The sequence below is a fragment of the Rhizobium sp. Root1212 genome (genome assembly GCF_001424985.1).
In the GTDB taxonomy this organism is placed as follows: domain Bacteria; phylum Pseudomonadota; class Alphaproteobacteria; order Rhizobiales; family Rhizobiaceae; genus Pararhizobium.
In genome coordinates this window covers 45,339-58,668 of record NZ_LMDA01000022.1, presented here as the reverse complement: position 1 = coordinate 58,668, position 13,330 = coordinate 45,339, and the positions used below count along the sequence as shown (strand labels likewise).

The window sequence follows — 13,330 nt, the reverse complement described above, 5'->3', positions numbered from 1 at the left end:
GGGCAGGATGGAGTTCTACATTCCAACGGAAACAGGCGAGTTTCTGGCGTTTTGCGCCGCTCTTGTGACCGCGGTGATCGGTCTCGTCTTCGTCTTCGCCCCCGGCCTCGCCTTCAAGGCCATCGGTCTCGATCTACGCGAGGGCCGCCGTGGCGGTTATGCCGAGGCCCGCTCCGTCATGGGCGGCTTTCCTTTGGGGCTTGGTCTTGCCGCCGTGCTGCTCGCCCAGCCGATGGTCTATCTGGCGCTCGGCGCCGCCTTTGCGCTCGCGGCTTTCGGCCGGGTTCTCTCCATGCTGTCGGATGGCGGCAACACGATCTTCAACTGGGCCTATCTTCTGGTCCAGATCGTGCTCGCAGCGCTGCCGCTGGCTTACGTATTCGGGATGATTTGAGGACGCCTGATCGCAGCGCAGCATTGGACCGCGTCATCTCAAACCCCATTTTTGGCAAAATTTAGCCCAAGGATACGCAGTTATCGCGCATTCGTGGCCTTGGCGTGTTGCGAGTCCAGATATCCTATGCTAGACGAACCGCGACTTGTGGGGGACACAAGCCGCCCGGCTTGCAGAACTCAAAAAATATCGCAACAAATTCAAGGTGTTGGGTTTACGGCTCACCGCAAACGATGCCTTGGATTAAAATGAGAGAAGCTTGTACCCGTGGCAGATACATCCGAGCTTATTTCCGGTGTTGCAGAAAGGTACGCGTCTTCGCTGTTCGAGCTTGCCCTCGAGGCAAACTCCGTGGAGAGCGTAGGGTCTGATCTGGACCGTTTCCAGTCGATGGTCGATGAGAGTGCTGATCTGAAGCGCCTGATCGTCAGCCCGGTCTTTTCTGCCGACGACCAGTTCAAGGCAATTTCTGCCATCGTCGCAAAGGCCGGCATTTCCGGCCTGGTCGCAAACTTCCTCAAGGTCGTTGCCCGCAATCGCCGCCTGTTCGCGGTGCCGGGCATCGTGAAGGCCTATCGCGCCATTGCCGCCCGTCATCGCGGCGAAGTGTCTGCTGATGTGACTTCGGCCCATGCGCTCTCCGCAGCGCAGCAAACAGAATTGAAGGCGGCGCTGAAAGGCGTCACCGGCAAAGACGTGGCGATCAACGTCACTGTCGATCCGTCTATTCTCGGTGGTTTGATCGTCAAGGTCGGGTCCCGCCAGATTGACACTTCCCTTCGCACAAAGCTCTCGAGCCTTAAGCTTGCACTGAAAGAGGTCGGCTGATGGATATCCGCGCCGCGGAAATTTCCGCAATTCTCAAAGATCAGATCAAAAATTTCGGCCAGGAGGCAGAAGTCTCCGAAGTTGGCCAGGTGCTCTCCGTCGGTGACGGTATTGCCCGCGTCTACGGTCTGGACAACGTCCAGGCCGGCGAGATGGTTGAATTCCCTGGCGGAATTCGCGGCATGGCCCTGAACCTCGAAGCCGACAACGTCGGTGTCGTTATCTTCGGCGCCGACCGCGAAATCAAGGAAGGCGACACCGTCAAGCGGACCGGCGCCATCGTCGACGTTCCGGTCGGTCCGGAACTGCTCGGCCGCGTCGTCGACGCCCTCGGCAATCCGATCGACGGCAAGGGCCCGATCAATGCGACCCGCCGTTCGCGCGTGGACGTCAAGGCTCCCGGCATCATTCCGCGCAAGTCGGTTCATGAGCCGATGTCGACCGGCCTCAAGGCCATCGACGCCCTGATCCCGGTTGGCCGCGGCCAGCGCGAGCTGGTCATCGGCGACCGTCAGACCGGCAAGACCGCCATCATTCTCGACACGATCCTGAACCAGAAGGCGATCCACGATAACGGCCCGGACGGCGAAAAGCTGTTCTGCGTTTACGTCGCTATCGGCCAGAAGCGTTCGACCGTTGCCCAGTTCGTCAAGGTGCTCGAAGAGCGCGGCGCGCTGAAGTACTCGATCATCGTTGCTGCGACGGCTTCCGATCCGGCTCCGATGCAGTACCTGGCGCCGTTCGCCGGCGCCGCCATGGGCGAATACTTCCGTGACAACGGCATGCACGCCCTGATCGGCTACGACGACCTGTCGAAGCAGGCCGTCGCCTATCGTCAGATGTCCCTGCTGCTGCGCCGCCCGCCGGGCCGCGAAGCTTATCCGGGCGACGTCTTCTACCTGCACTCGCGTCTCCTCGAGCGCGCTGCAAAGCTCTCCGACGAAATGGGCGCTGGCTCGCTGACGGCTCTGCCGGTCATCGAAACCCAGGGTAACGACGTTTCGGCATTCATTCCGACCAACGTGATCTCGATCACCGACGGCCAGATCTTCCTTGAAACGGACCTGTTCTACCAGGGTATCCGCCCGGCCGTGAACGTCGGTCTGTCGGTTTCCCGCGTCGGTTCGGCCGCTCAGGTCAAGGCGATGAAGCAGGTTGCCGGTTCGATCAAGGGTGAACTCGCGCAGTATCGCGAAATGGCCGCCTTCGCCCAGTTCGGTTCGGACCTCGATGCTGCGACGCAGCGCCTCTTGAACCGCGGTGCCCGCCTGACCGAACTCCTGAAGCAGCCGCAGTTCTCGCCGCTGAAGACGGAAGAGCAGGTCGCGGTCATCTTCGCCGGCGTCAACGGCTACCTCGACAAGATTCCGGTCGCCAAGGTCGGCGCCTTCGAGCAGGGCCTGCTGTCCTACATGCGCTCGGAAGGCAAGGCCATCCTCGACACCATCCGCACGGAAAAGGCTATCAGCGACGACACCAAGGGCAAGCTCAAGGCTGCTCTCGATGCCTTCGCCAAGTCTTTCGCCTGATCGGGTTCCATAAGGACGGATAACGGATGCCTTCACTTAAGGATCTGAAAAACAGGATCGCCTCCGTCAAGGCGACGCAGAAGATCACCAAGGCGATGAAAATGGTCGCCGCGGCGAAGCTTCGGCGTGCCCAGGAGGCGGCCGAGGCCGCCCGGCCCTATTCTCAGCGGATGAGTGCTGTTCTCTCGAACATCGCCCAGGCTGTCGGCGGCGACGCCGATGCCCCGCTGCTGATGACGGGCAATGGCAAGGATCAGACGCATCTTCTCGTCGTTTGCACGGCAGAACGCGGCCTTTGCGGCGGCTTTAACGGCCAGATCGCGCGCTTTGCGCGTGATCATGTCCGCAAGCTTCTGGCTCAGGGCAAGACGGTCAAGATCATCTGCGTCGGCAAGAAGGGCTTCGATATCCTGCGTCGCGAATTCGCGTCGCTGATCATCGACCGCGTCGATCTTCGCGAAGTCAAGAAGATCAGCTTCGAGAACGCCGACGCGATCGGCCACAAGATCATCTCGCTCTTCGAAAAGGGTGAGTTCGATGTCTGCACGCTGTTCTATTCGGAGTTCAAGTCGGTCATCTCGCAGATCCCGACCGGCCTGCAGCTGATCCCGGCTGCCACACCGGAAGGGGCATCTGCCGATCAGGGCGCGATCTACGAATACGAGCCCGATGCCGGCGAGATCCTCAGCGACCTGATCCCGCGCAACATTTCGGTCCAGGTTTTCCGGGCTCTGCTCGAAAACGTCGCGGGTGAAATGGGTGCCAAGATGAGCGCGATGGACAACGCCACGCGCAATGCCGGTGAGATGATCAATAAGCTGACGCTCAGCTACAACCGCCAGCGTCAGGCGCAGATCACCAAGGAACTCATTGAAATCATTTCGGGCGCGGAAGCGCTCTAAGGTTACGGAAAGAGGGTAAGAATTATGGCTAAGGCAGCTACCCCCACAGATACCGCAGCGGCAAAGAAGCCGGCTGCACCGCGCAAGGCAGCTTCTGCCAAGGCTGATGTTGCGGCAGCGGGCGCTGTCGGCCGCGTCACCCAGGTCATCGGCGCCGTCGTCGACGTGACCTTCGAAGAAGGTCAGCTGCCGTCGATCCTGAACGCGCTGGAAACCGACAACAACGGCAACCGCCTCGTTCTCGAAGTCGCCCAGCACCTCGGCGAAAACGCCGTCCGCACCATCGCAATGGACTCGACCGAAGGTCTCGTCCGCGGCCAGCCGGTGACGGACACGGGCGCTCCGATCTCGGTTCCGGTCGGCGACGAAACCCTCGGCCGCATCATGAACGTCATCGGCGAGCCGGTCGACGAAGCAGGCCCGCTGGTCACCGCCTACAAGCGCGCCATCCACCAGGATGCTCCGGCTTATGTCGAGCAGTCCACGGAAGCGCAGATTCTCGTCACCGGCATCAAGGTCGTCGACCTGCTCGCGCCTTACGCAAAGGGCGGCAAGATCGGCCTGTTCGGCGGCGCCGGTGTCGGCAAGACCGTTCTCATCATGGAACTGATCAACAACGTCGCCAAGGCTCACGGTGGTTACTCGGTGTTCGCAGGCGTGGGTGAGCGTACCCGCGAAGGCAACGACCTCTACCACGAAATGATCGAATCCGGCGTGAACAAGCACGGCGGCGGCGAAGGCTCCAAGGCAGCCCTCGTTTACGGCCAGATGAACGAACCGCCGGGCGCCCGCGCCCGCGTCGCTCTGACGGGCCTGACCATCGCTGAAGACTTCCGTGACAAGGGCCAGGACGTTCTGTTCTTCGTCGACAACATCTTCCGCTTCACCCAGGCAGGTTCCGAAGTGTCGGCTCTGCTCGGCCGTATTCCTTCGGCCGTGGGCTATCAGCCGACGCTCGCCACCGACATGGGCCAGATGCAGGAACGCATCACCACCACGACCAAGGGTTCGATCACCTCGGTTCAGGCCATCTACGTTCCCGCCGACGACTTGACCGACCCGGCGCCGGCAACCTCGTTCGCCCACCTGGACGCAACGACCGTTCTGTCGCGCTCGATCGCTGAAAAGGGTATCTACCCGGCCGTCGATCCGCTCGACTCGACCTCGCGCATGCTCGACCCGATGGTTGTCGGTGATGAGCACTATGAAGTTGCCCGTAAGGTCCAGACGACCCTGCAGCGCTACAAGGCGCTCCAGGACATCATCGCCATCCTGGGCATGGACGAACTGTCTGAAGAAGACAAGCTGGCCGTTGCCCGCGCCCGTAAGATCGAGCGCTTCCTGTCGCAGCCGTTCTTCGTCGCCGAAGTCTTCACCGGCTCGCCGGGCAAGCTGGTGGCTCTCGAAGACACGATCAAGGGCTTCAAGGGCCTGGTCAACGGCGAATACGATCACCTTCCGGAAGCCGCCTTCTACATGGTCGGTTCCATCGAGGAAGCGATCGAAAAGGCCAAGAAGCTGGCTGCCGAAGCCGCTTGATGCGAACAAGGCCGGGGTGCTCCGCACCCCGGTCGTCCGGCGCCGGATGATGTCCGCCGCTTGAGTGAACTGTCTGCCGGTTCTCCGGTAGCGCCAGAAGAAGCGAATGATCATGGCTGATTTCAACTTCGAGCTTGTTTCTCCGGAACGTCTGCTCCTTTCCGAGCGGGTGACGGAAGTCGTCATTCCGGCAACGGAAGGCGAAATGACCGTCATGGCCAACCATGCGCCGACCATGACCACCCTGAAGCCGGGCGTCGTCACCGTGAAGGGCACCGATGGCAAGATCACGCGCTACGTCGTTTTCGGCGGCTTTGCCGATATCCTGCCGACCGGCTGCACGCTGCTCGCCGAATCCGCCGTTTCATCGGAAGAGTTCGATTCGGCCTCGCTTGAAAAGCGTATTGCCGCGGTTCGTGCCCAGATCGATGAAAACCATCACAGCGACGAGCATGTGACCCGTCTGGAACATTTCCTGGGCGAACTGACCCAGCTCAACGAGATCGTCGTCGCCTTTTGAGAGGCTGATGCACGCTCCTGACCGAACCCCGCTCCGGCGGGGTTTTTTATTGCCTTCGTGAATCTTGTCGCGTGCCCGGCGCCCCGCAAATGGGCGCGGACGTTAAGCATGGATCGAGTTTCCCCGCGCCGCCGTTTCCTTTTGAAACAGGGCTGGGTTACGCTTAGCCATTTCAAGCATTGAGTTTTGGCTTTCACGGCCGACAAGCATAGAGGGTATCGATGTCTTCGAAAATCATCCCGGTCATCATGGCTGGCGGCAAGGGTACGCGTCTCTGGCCGCTGTCGCGGGCAGAAGCGCCGAAACAATTCCTGCAGTTCCTCGGTGATTTCTCTCTGTTCCAGCGCACTTTACAGCGGGTGTCCGACCCGGCGCTCTACGAACCTGCCATCATCGTCACCAATGCCGATTTCCGCTTCATCGTCGCCGAACAGGCTCGCAATGTGGATGCAGCGCTCGCCGCCATTCTGCTGGAGCCCGTCGCGCGCAACACGGCACCCGCGTTGGCCGCCGCCGCCTTCGCTATCCTGCGCGATCACGGCGATGACGCCATCATGCAGGTGCTGGCCTCCGACCACGAGATCGCGGCGGACGAAACCTATTTCGATTGCATCCGCCTTGCCCGCGAAACGGCCGAAGCCGGCAAGCTCGTAACCTTCGGTATCAAGCCGACGGAGCCGGCGACGGGCTACGGTTATATCGAAGCCGGCGACGCGCTGGCGGGCGGCGCACACAAGGTCTCCCGGTTCATCGAGAAGCCCAAGCTGGAGCGGGCGCGCGAGCTGCTGGCCGATGGCCGCTATCTCTGGAATTCCGGCATGTTCATGCTGCCGGTCGGCCAGTTCCTCGGCGATATCAGGCGCTATGCGCCCGGCGTGCACGATGCCGCGCAACGGGCAGTGCAGGGCGCCAAGCACGATCTGGATTTTATCCGCCTCGACGAGGAACGTTTTTCCCAGGCGCCGGATATCTCGGTCGACTATGCCGTGTTCGAAAAGACCCCGGATGCGGCCGTCGTGCCCTCCGGCTTCCGCTGGTCGGACCTCGGGAGCTGGGATTCAGTGTGGGCGATCGGTGACAAGGACGCCGATGGCAACGTGCTCGGCGAGAAGGTCACCGTCAACAACACCCGCAATTCGCTGGTGCTGTCCCGCGACATCCACATCGCCGTGCAGGGGCTCGAAGATGTTGCCGTCATCGCCAGCGAGGATGCCGTTTATATCGGCCCGCTCTCGGACAGCCAGAATGTCGGCCAGATCGTCAAGCGACTGGCGGCTTCGAAGGCGACCAGTGGGCTCACGCAGGCCCATCCGACGTCATACCGCCCCTGGGGCTCGGTCGCCTCGGTGCTGTCCGGCGGCCGGTTCGAAGTGAAGAAGCTGCTTGTACGCCCCGGCGCCAGCATCTCCCTGCAGAAGCACCACCATCGCTCCGAGCACTGGATCGTCGTACGTGGCACGGCGGAGGTCATCATCGACAGCGACGTGCGGCTGCTGCACGAAAACCAGTCCGTCGATATTCCGGAAGGCACCGTGCATCGCCTCAGAAACCCCGGCAAGATTCCGCTGGAGCTGATCGAGGTCCAGACCGGCTCCTATCTCGGCGACGACGACATCATCCGCCTCGACGACCAGTTCGGCCGCACCTGACCCTTAAAAGAAGAGGCCCGGCGAAAGCCGGGCATTGGGCGGCCACTCCAAACTTTCCTTTCCGTCATGCTCGGGCTTGTCCCGAGCATCTTCCAGTCTATCGATTCGTGATGGCAGGCTGGAAGATCCTCGGCACGAGGCCGAGGATGACGACGGAGTGTGGGGCGATCGCACCTGATCCCCAAAACGAAAACGCCCGGCAAAAGCCGGGCGTTCTCCCTCCGCAGGTCGGCCGTCTTGGAGCAGCTTATGTTCGGCTAAAGCCGAACCGCCGCCCCAGCTCTTTGTTTTATCGCATTTGTGCGACGCCAGGTGATGCCACCTGGCTGCAAAATGCTTTAGCTTGCGGCCTTTTCGGAATAGTGACGCTGTTCGTAGTAGTGGCCGAAGCGGCTCTTCAGGAACGGGTCGAGACTGATTTCTTCCTGGCGGACAAAACCCTTGGCCGGCAGCTCGCCCTTGGCGAGCATGTCGAGCACGGCGCAGATGCTGCAGGCCGTGGTGATCTGGATCGCGCTCATCATGCGGCCGGCGACAACGGCGGCGTAGACCTTGTTGGCATAGGTCTCCTGCACCAGACGGCCATCCTTGCGGCCGGAAACGGTCACGAAGATGATGACGACGTCCTGCATGGTCGAGGGCAGGGAGTTTTCGAAGATGTCCTTCAGCACTTCGCGGCGATGGCGCAGACCGAGGTCGTTCAGAAGCGCCTTCATGATCGCGGCATGGCCGGGATAGCGGATCGTGCGGTAGTTCAGCGTGCGAACCTTGCCCTTCAGCGTTTCGCAGAGCGTGCCGAGGCCGCCCGAGGTGTTGAAGGCTTCGTAGGTGACGCCGTCGAGCGAGAATTCTTCACGCTCTTCGAGCGCCGGCACTTCGATCAGCTGTCCCTCGACGATGGCTTCGCAGGGCTCGATATATTCGTTGATGACGCCGTCCGTGCTCCAGGTGAGGTTGTAGTTCAGGGCATTGGACGGGTACTGCGGCAGGGCGCCGACGCGCATGCGCACGCTGTCGAGCGTGTCGAAGCGGCTTGCGAGATCGTTGGCGACGATCGAGATGAAGCCCGGCGCCAGGCCGCACTGCGGGATGAAGGCGGTGTTGGCGGTTTCGGCGATCTGCTTGACGCGGCGGGTCGATTCGACGTCTTCCGTCAGATCGAGATAGTGCACGCCGGCCTTGGAAGCTGCTTCGGCGATCGCGATCGTCAGGTGATAGGGGGCGGCGCTCAGCACGGCGAACTTGCCGGAGAGCAGCTTCACCAGTGCGTCGCCATTGGCGATGTCGATCTGGGCGGTGTCGATCGCCTCATGCTTTTCGATCTGGGCCAGCTGTTCGACGCTGTGGTCGGCGAGCGTGACATGGTAGTCGCCCGAGCTTGCCAGAAGCCGTGCAATGGTCGAGCCGATCTTGCCGGCTCCGATGACGACGATGTTTTTCATGGTGAGGTCCCCTCATGAGCATTCGATGTCCCAGGATGCTCTGAAGTGGAGTTGAAACGTAGCTGCAAACTGATAGAAACGACGCCTTAATATCGGCAGATAGACGTTTGAAATTGGCAAAATGACGATATCGGACAAAGACCGGCAACTTCTGTCGCTGCTCAGCGAAAACGCCCGCATGCCGACGGCGATGCTGGCGCGAAAACTCGGCCTGTCGCGCACGACGGTCCAGTCGAGGATCGATAAGCTGGAGCGGGACGGGGTGATTGCCGGCTATGGCATCCGGCTGTCGGATGATTTCGAGCAGGGCCTCGTCAAGGCGCATGTGCTGATCACGCTGGCGCCGCGTGCCTTGGCGCGGGTAACGCAGGAACTGCATGCGCTTCAGGAAGTGCGCACGCTGCATTCCGTCAGCGGCACCTTCGATCTGATCGCGGTCGTCGCGGCACCGTCGATCAGCAGCCTCGACCTGATCATCGACCGGATCGGCGAGATCGACGGGGTGGAGCGCACCCTGTCGTCGATCATTCTCTCGACGCGAATCAGCCGCTGATTCGTTCTTACGCCTTCGCGATCTTGGCGGGACGCTTGATCAGCGGCGCGGCCTGCACGACCAGCGGGTCGAATCGCGGATCGCCCTTGTCGATCATCGCGAAGAAAGCGCGGCGCATGCGCTGTTCCCAGAATTTGTTGATGTGATCGGCCACGCCCTTCGGCCGCTCCGCTTCCGGTTGCGATTTGAAGAAGGTGGCGATCTGGTTGGCCATGTAGACGAGCTTGTCGTCAGTCGTCTTGTGGGGCTCGTCATGCGACATCGGAAGCTGCTCCCGGATAGATGCGGTCACTATGGGTGAAAATCTCGAATTCGTCGCCGCGGGCAAGCGCAATCAGGGTGATGCCGGCCTTTTCCGCCGTGCGGATGGCCAGCGCCGTCGGCGCGGAAATGGCGACGATGACCGGGCTACCGATGATCGCCGTCTTCTGCACCATCTCGACCGACACGCGGCTGGTAACGACCACGGCACCATCACGGCCGCCAAAACCCGCCCGCGCCGCAGCGCCCGCCAGTTTGTCGAGCGCATTGTGCCGGCCGACATCCTCGCGCACGGCGACGATGCCCTTGCCCGGTACGTAAAAACCCGCCCCATGCACGGCGCGGGTTTCCATATGCAACGGCTGACGGCTGCCGAGCCCGGCGACGGCCTCGACGATGTCCCGTTCGCTCATCCGAAGCGGTGAGGCACTGACATCCGGGGTCGGCCGCACGGCTTCCTCGATCGATTCGATGCCGCAGAGCCCGCAGCCCACCGGCCCGGCCATATGCCGCCGCCGCGCCACCAGTCGGTCGTTGCGGTCCTCGGCAAGCCGGATCTGCAGATCGATGCCGATCTCGGTCTGGACGGCCTCGACTTCGTCGATTTCCCCGGCATCGGTGATGATGCCTTCCGTCAGGCTGAAACCGACGGCAAAGTCCTCAAGGTCGTCCGGCGTCGCCATCATCACGGCATGCGTCGAGCCGCCATAGGTGAAGGCCACCGGCGTCTCTTCCGGCACCACGCGCTCGCCTTCGCCGACCGTTCCCTTGCGACGAAAGATTTCGGGGACTTTGGCGGTGGTGCGCACCGCCTATTCCGCCGCCTCGAGCTTGGCCGTGATCCGGCGCGACTGCCGGGCCTGCTCGTCATATTCCATCTGCCACTCCGAAGGCCCGTTGGAAGGTGAGACCTGAACGGCGGTCACCTTGTATTCCGGGCAGTTGGTCGCCCAGTCGGAGAAATCCGTGGTGATGACGTTGGCCTGCGTCGTCGGGTGGTGGAAGGTGGTGTAGACCACGCCCGGCGCCACACGGTCGGTGATGAGCGCGCGTAGCGTCGTATCGCCCGAACGGCTGGCAAGCCTGATCCAGTCGCCATCGTGAATACCGCGGTTTTCGGCATCGTGCGGATGGATTTCCAGCCGGTCTTCCTCATGCCAGACGACATTTTCGGTGCGTCGCGTCTGCGCGCCGACATTGTACTGGCTAAGAATGCGGCCGGTGGTCAGCAGCAGCGGGAAGCGCGGCCCGGTCTTTTCGTCGGTGGCGACATATTCGGTGCGGATGAACTTGCCCTTGCCGCGCACGAAGCCGTCGATGTGCATGATCGGCGAACCCAGCGGCGTCTTCTCGTTGCAGGGCCACTGCACCGAGCCCATCTTGTCGAGATAGTCGTAGGAAACCAGCGCAAAGCTCGGCGTCGTTGCCGCGATCTCGTCCATGATTTCGGAAGGATGGCTGTAGTTCCAGTCAAGCCCCATCGCCTGGGCGAGTTTCTGGGTCACTTCCCAGTCGCCGTAGCCATTGCGCGGCGTCATTACCTTGCGCACGCGGTTGATGCGGCGTTCGGCATTGGTGAAGGTGCCGTCCTTTTCGAGGAAGGTCGAACCCGGCAGGAAGACATGGGCGTAGTTGGCGGTTTCGTTGAGGAACAGGTCCTGCACGACGACGCATTCCATCGCAGCCAATCCCGCCGCCACATGCTTGGTGTCGGGGTCGGATTGCAGGATGTCTTCACCCTGCACGTAAAGCCCCTTGAAGGTGCCGTCGACGGCCGCATCCAGCATGTTGGGAATGCGAAGGCCGGGTTCGTCGGAGAGCTTGACGCCCCACATCTTCTCGAAGGTGTCGCGCGTCGCATCGTCAGAGACGTGGCGATAGCCCGGCAGCTCGTGCGGGAAGGAGCCCATGTCGCAGGAGCCCTGCACGTTGTTCTGGCCGCGCAGCGGGTTTACGCCGACGCCGGGTCGGCCGATATTGCCGGTCGCCATGGCGAGGTTGGCGATGGCGATGACGGTGGTCGAGCCCTGGCTGTGCTCGGTCACGCCGAGGCCGTAATAGATCGCGCCATTGCCGCCGGCGGCGAAAAGCCGCGCCGCGCTGCGCAGGTCTTCCGGCTTCACGCCGGTATATTTCTCGACGGCTTCCGGGCTGTGGTTCTCGTCGGCGACGAAGGCGGCCCAGTCCTCGAATTCCGACCAGTCGCAGCGCTCGCGGATGAATGCCTCATCGAACAGCCCTTCGGTGACGATCACATGGGCGAGTGCCGTCATGACGGCGACATTGGTGCCGGGCTTCAGCGGCAGGTGATAGGCCGCTTCGATATGGGGGGAGCGCACGATATCCGTGCGGCGCGGATCGATGACGATCAGCTTGGCGCCCTGGCGCAGCCGCTTTTTCAGCCGCGAGCCGAAGACCGGGTGTCCGTCCGTCGGATTGGCGCCGATGATGACGACGACATCGGAGTGCTCGACCGAATCGAAATCCTGCGTGCCGGCGGAGGTGCCGAAGGTCTGGCCGAGACCGTAGCCGGTCGGCGAATGACAGACGCGGGCGCAGGTATCGACATTGTTGTTGCCGAAGCCGGCGCGCACCAGCTTCTGCACCAGATAGGTTTCCTCATTGGTGCAGCGCGACGAGGTGATGCCGCCGACCGCATCGCGGCCGTATTGATACTGGATGCGGCGGAATTCGGAGGCGACATGGGCATAGGCCTCCTCCCAGGTCACTTCCCGCCATGGGTCGGAAACCTTCTCGCGGATCATCGGGTTGAGGATGCGTTGGCGATGAGTGGAATAGCCATAGGCGAAGCGGCCCTTGACGCAGGAATGGCCGCGATTGGCCTTGCCGTCCTTCCAAGGCACCATACGCACCAGTTCCTCGCCGCGCATCTCCGCCTTGAAGGAACAGCCGACGCCGCAATAGGCGCAGGTGGTGACGACCGAATGCTCGGGCTGGCCGATCTCGATCACCGATTTTTCCGTCAGCGTCGCCGTCGGGCAGGCCTGTACGCAGGCGCCGCAGGAGACGCATTCGGAGGAGAGGAAATTCTCGTGCATGCCGGGCGAAACGCGGCTGTCGAAACCGCGGCCCTCGATCGTCAGCGCAAAGGTGCCCTGCACCTCTTCGCAGGCGCGCACGCAGCGCGAACAGACGATGCACTTGGAAGGATCATAGGTGAAATAGGGGTTCGATTCGTCCTTCGGCATCCAGCGGGTATTGGTTTCGCCGTTGTCGCGCGCCTTGACGTGGTTGTCGCCCTCATAGCCGTAGCGCACATCCCGCAGGCCAACGGCGCCCGCCATGTCCTGCAGCTCGCAGTCGCCATTGGCGGCACAGGTCAGACAGTCGAGCGGGTGGTCGGAGATGTAAAGCTCCATCACACCTTTGCGGATGTCCTTCAGGCGGGAGGTCTGGGTATGCACCTTAAGGCCGGCGGCGACCGGGGTCGTGCAGGAGGCCGGCGTGCCGTTGCGCCCCTCGATCTCCACGAGACAGAGGCGGCAGGAGCCGAAAGCATCGACCATGTCGGTGGCGCAGAGTTTTGGCACCTGGATGCCCGCTTCCATCGAAGCCCGCATGATCGAGGTGCCCTCCGGCACGGTGATCTCGCGACCGTCGATGGTCAGCGTCACCATCTTTTCCGAAAGGGAGGCGGGCGTGCCGTAGTCGATTTCAGGAACGAGGGACATGGGAACCTCCGGGCAATTCTG

Annotated in this window: 12 protein-coding genes; 8 read left to right on the top strand and 4 right to left on the bottom strand. The window is 62.1% G+C overall.

Going from position 1 to position 13,330, the window contains the following annotated elements:
- The first annotated feature begins 7 nt into the window (after nucleotides 1–7).
- The 7 genes from ASC86_RS16475 (at nucleotide 8) to ASC86_RS16445 (ending at nucleotide 7,361) form a co-directional block, all read left to right on the top strand.
- Nucleotides 8–394: a DUF4345 family protein gene (locus ASC86_RS16475; protein WP_056323444.1), complete on the top strand. Its 387-nt coding sequence runs from the start codon at nucleotides 8–10 to the stop codon at nucleotides 392–394.
- Nucleotides 395–661: 267 nt separating this feature from the next.
- Nucleotides 662–1,222: a F0F1 ATP synthase subunit delta gene (locus ASC86_RS16470; RefSeq protein ID WP_056323443.1), complete on the top strand. Its 561-nt coding sequence runs from the start codon at nucleotides 662–664 to the stop codon at nucleotides 1,220–1,222.
- Complete coding sequence (gene atpA, locus ASC86_RS16465; RefSeq protein WP_056323440.1) at nucleotides 1,222–2,751, top strand: F0F1 ATP synthase subunit alpha; 1,530 nt, start codon at nucleotides 1,222–1,224, stop codon at nucleotides 2,749–2,751. Before ASC86_RS16470 ends, atpA begins: the two co-directional genes overlap by 1 nt.
- Nucleotides 2,752–2,777: 26 nt before the next feature.
- Nucleotides 2,778–3,653 carry a F0F1 ATP synthase subunit gamma gene (locus ASC86_RS16460; RefSeq protein WP_056323438.1) on the top strand — a complete coding sequence of 292 codons (876 nt, stop codon included), beginning with the start codon at nucleotides 2,778–2,780 and terminating at the stop codon, nucleotides 3,651–3,653.
- Nucleotides 3,654–3,677: 24 nt separating this feature from the next.
- Entirely contained in the window at nucleotides 3,678–5,192 is a 1,515-nt protein-coding gene (gene atpD, locus ASC86_RS16455) for a F0F1 ATP synthase subunit beta (protein ID WP_056323435.1), read from the top strand.
- 112 nt (nucleotides 5,193–5,304) lie between these two features.
- Entirely contained in the window at nucleotides 5,305–5,712 is a 408-nt protein-coding gene (locus tag ASC86_RS16450) for a F0F1 ATP synthase subunit epsilon (RefSeq protein ID WP_056324251.1), read from the top strand.
- Between the two features lie 221 nt (nucleotides 5,713–5,933).
- The gene (locus tag ASC86_RS16445) at nucleotides 5,934–7,361 is read left to right on the top strand and encodes a mannose-1-phosphate guanylyltransferase/mannose-6-phosphate isomerase (RefSeq protein ID WP_056323432.1); all 1,428 of its coding nucleotides are present in this window, start codon (nucleotides 5,934–5,936) and stop codon (nucleotides 7,359–7,361) included.
- A 338-nt stretch (nucleotides 7,362–7,699) separates the two neighbouring features.
- Here ASC86_RS16445 and ASC86_RS16440 read toward each other — a convergent pair whose 3' ends face one another.
- Entirely contained in the window at nucleotides 7,700–8,803 is a 1,104-nt protein-coding gene (locus ASC86_RS16440; RefSeq protein WP_056323429.1) for a saccharopine dehydrogenase family protein, read from the bottom strand.
- A 121-nt stretch (nucleotides 8,804–8,924) separates the two neighbouring features.
- Here ASC86_RS16440 and ASC86_RS16435 point away from each other — a divergent pair, with 121 nt between their 5' ends.
- Nucleotides 8,925–9,356 (top strand): Lrp/AsnC family transcriptional regulator, encoded by a 432-nt coding sequence (locus ASC86_RS16435; protein WP_056323426.1) that lies wholly within the window; start codon nucleotides 8,925–8,927, stop codon nucleotides 9,354–9,356.
- A 7-nt stretch (nucleotides 9,357–9,363) separates the two neighbouring features.
- Here ASC86_RS16435 and ASC86_RS16430 read toward each other — a convergent pair whose 3' ends face one another.
- From ASC86_RS16430 to fdhF, 3 genes are read right to left on the bottom strand one after another with little or no spacing between them, the layout of a single operon-like run.
- Nucleotides 9,364–9,618, bottom strand: coding sequence for a formate dehydrogenase subunit delta (locus ASC86_RS16430; protein WP_056323423.1), 255 nt, complete (start codon nucleotides 9,616–9,618; stop codon nucleotides 9,364–9,366).
- The gene (fdhD, locus tag ASC86_RS16425; protein ID WP_056323422.1) at nucleotides 9,608–10,426 is read right to left on the bottom strand and encodes a formate dehydrogenase accessory sulfurtransferase FdhD; all 819 of its coding nucleotides are present in this window, start codon (nucleotides 10,424–10,426) and stop codon (nucleotides 9,608–9,610) included. The genes ASC86_RS16430 and fdhD overlap by 11 nt, the downstream gene beginning before the upstream one ends.
- 3 nt (nucleotides 10,427–10,429) lie before the next feature.
- On the bottom strand, nucleotides 10,430–13,309 hold the full coding sequence (fdhF, locus tag ASC86_RS16420) for a formate dehydrogenase subunit alpha (RefSeq protein WP_056323419.1): 2,880 nt from the start codon (nucleotides 13,307–13,309) through the stop codon (nucleotides 10,430–10,432).
- Nucleotides 13,310–13,330 lie beyond the last annotated feature (21 nt).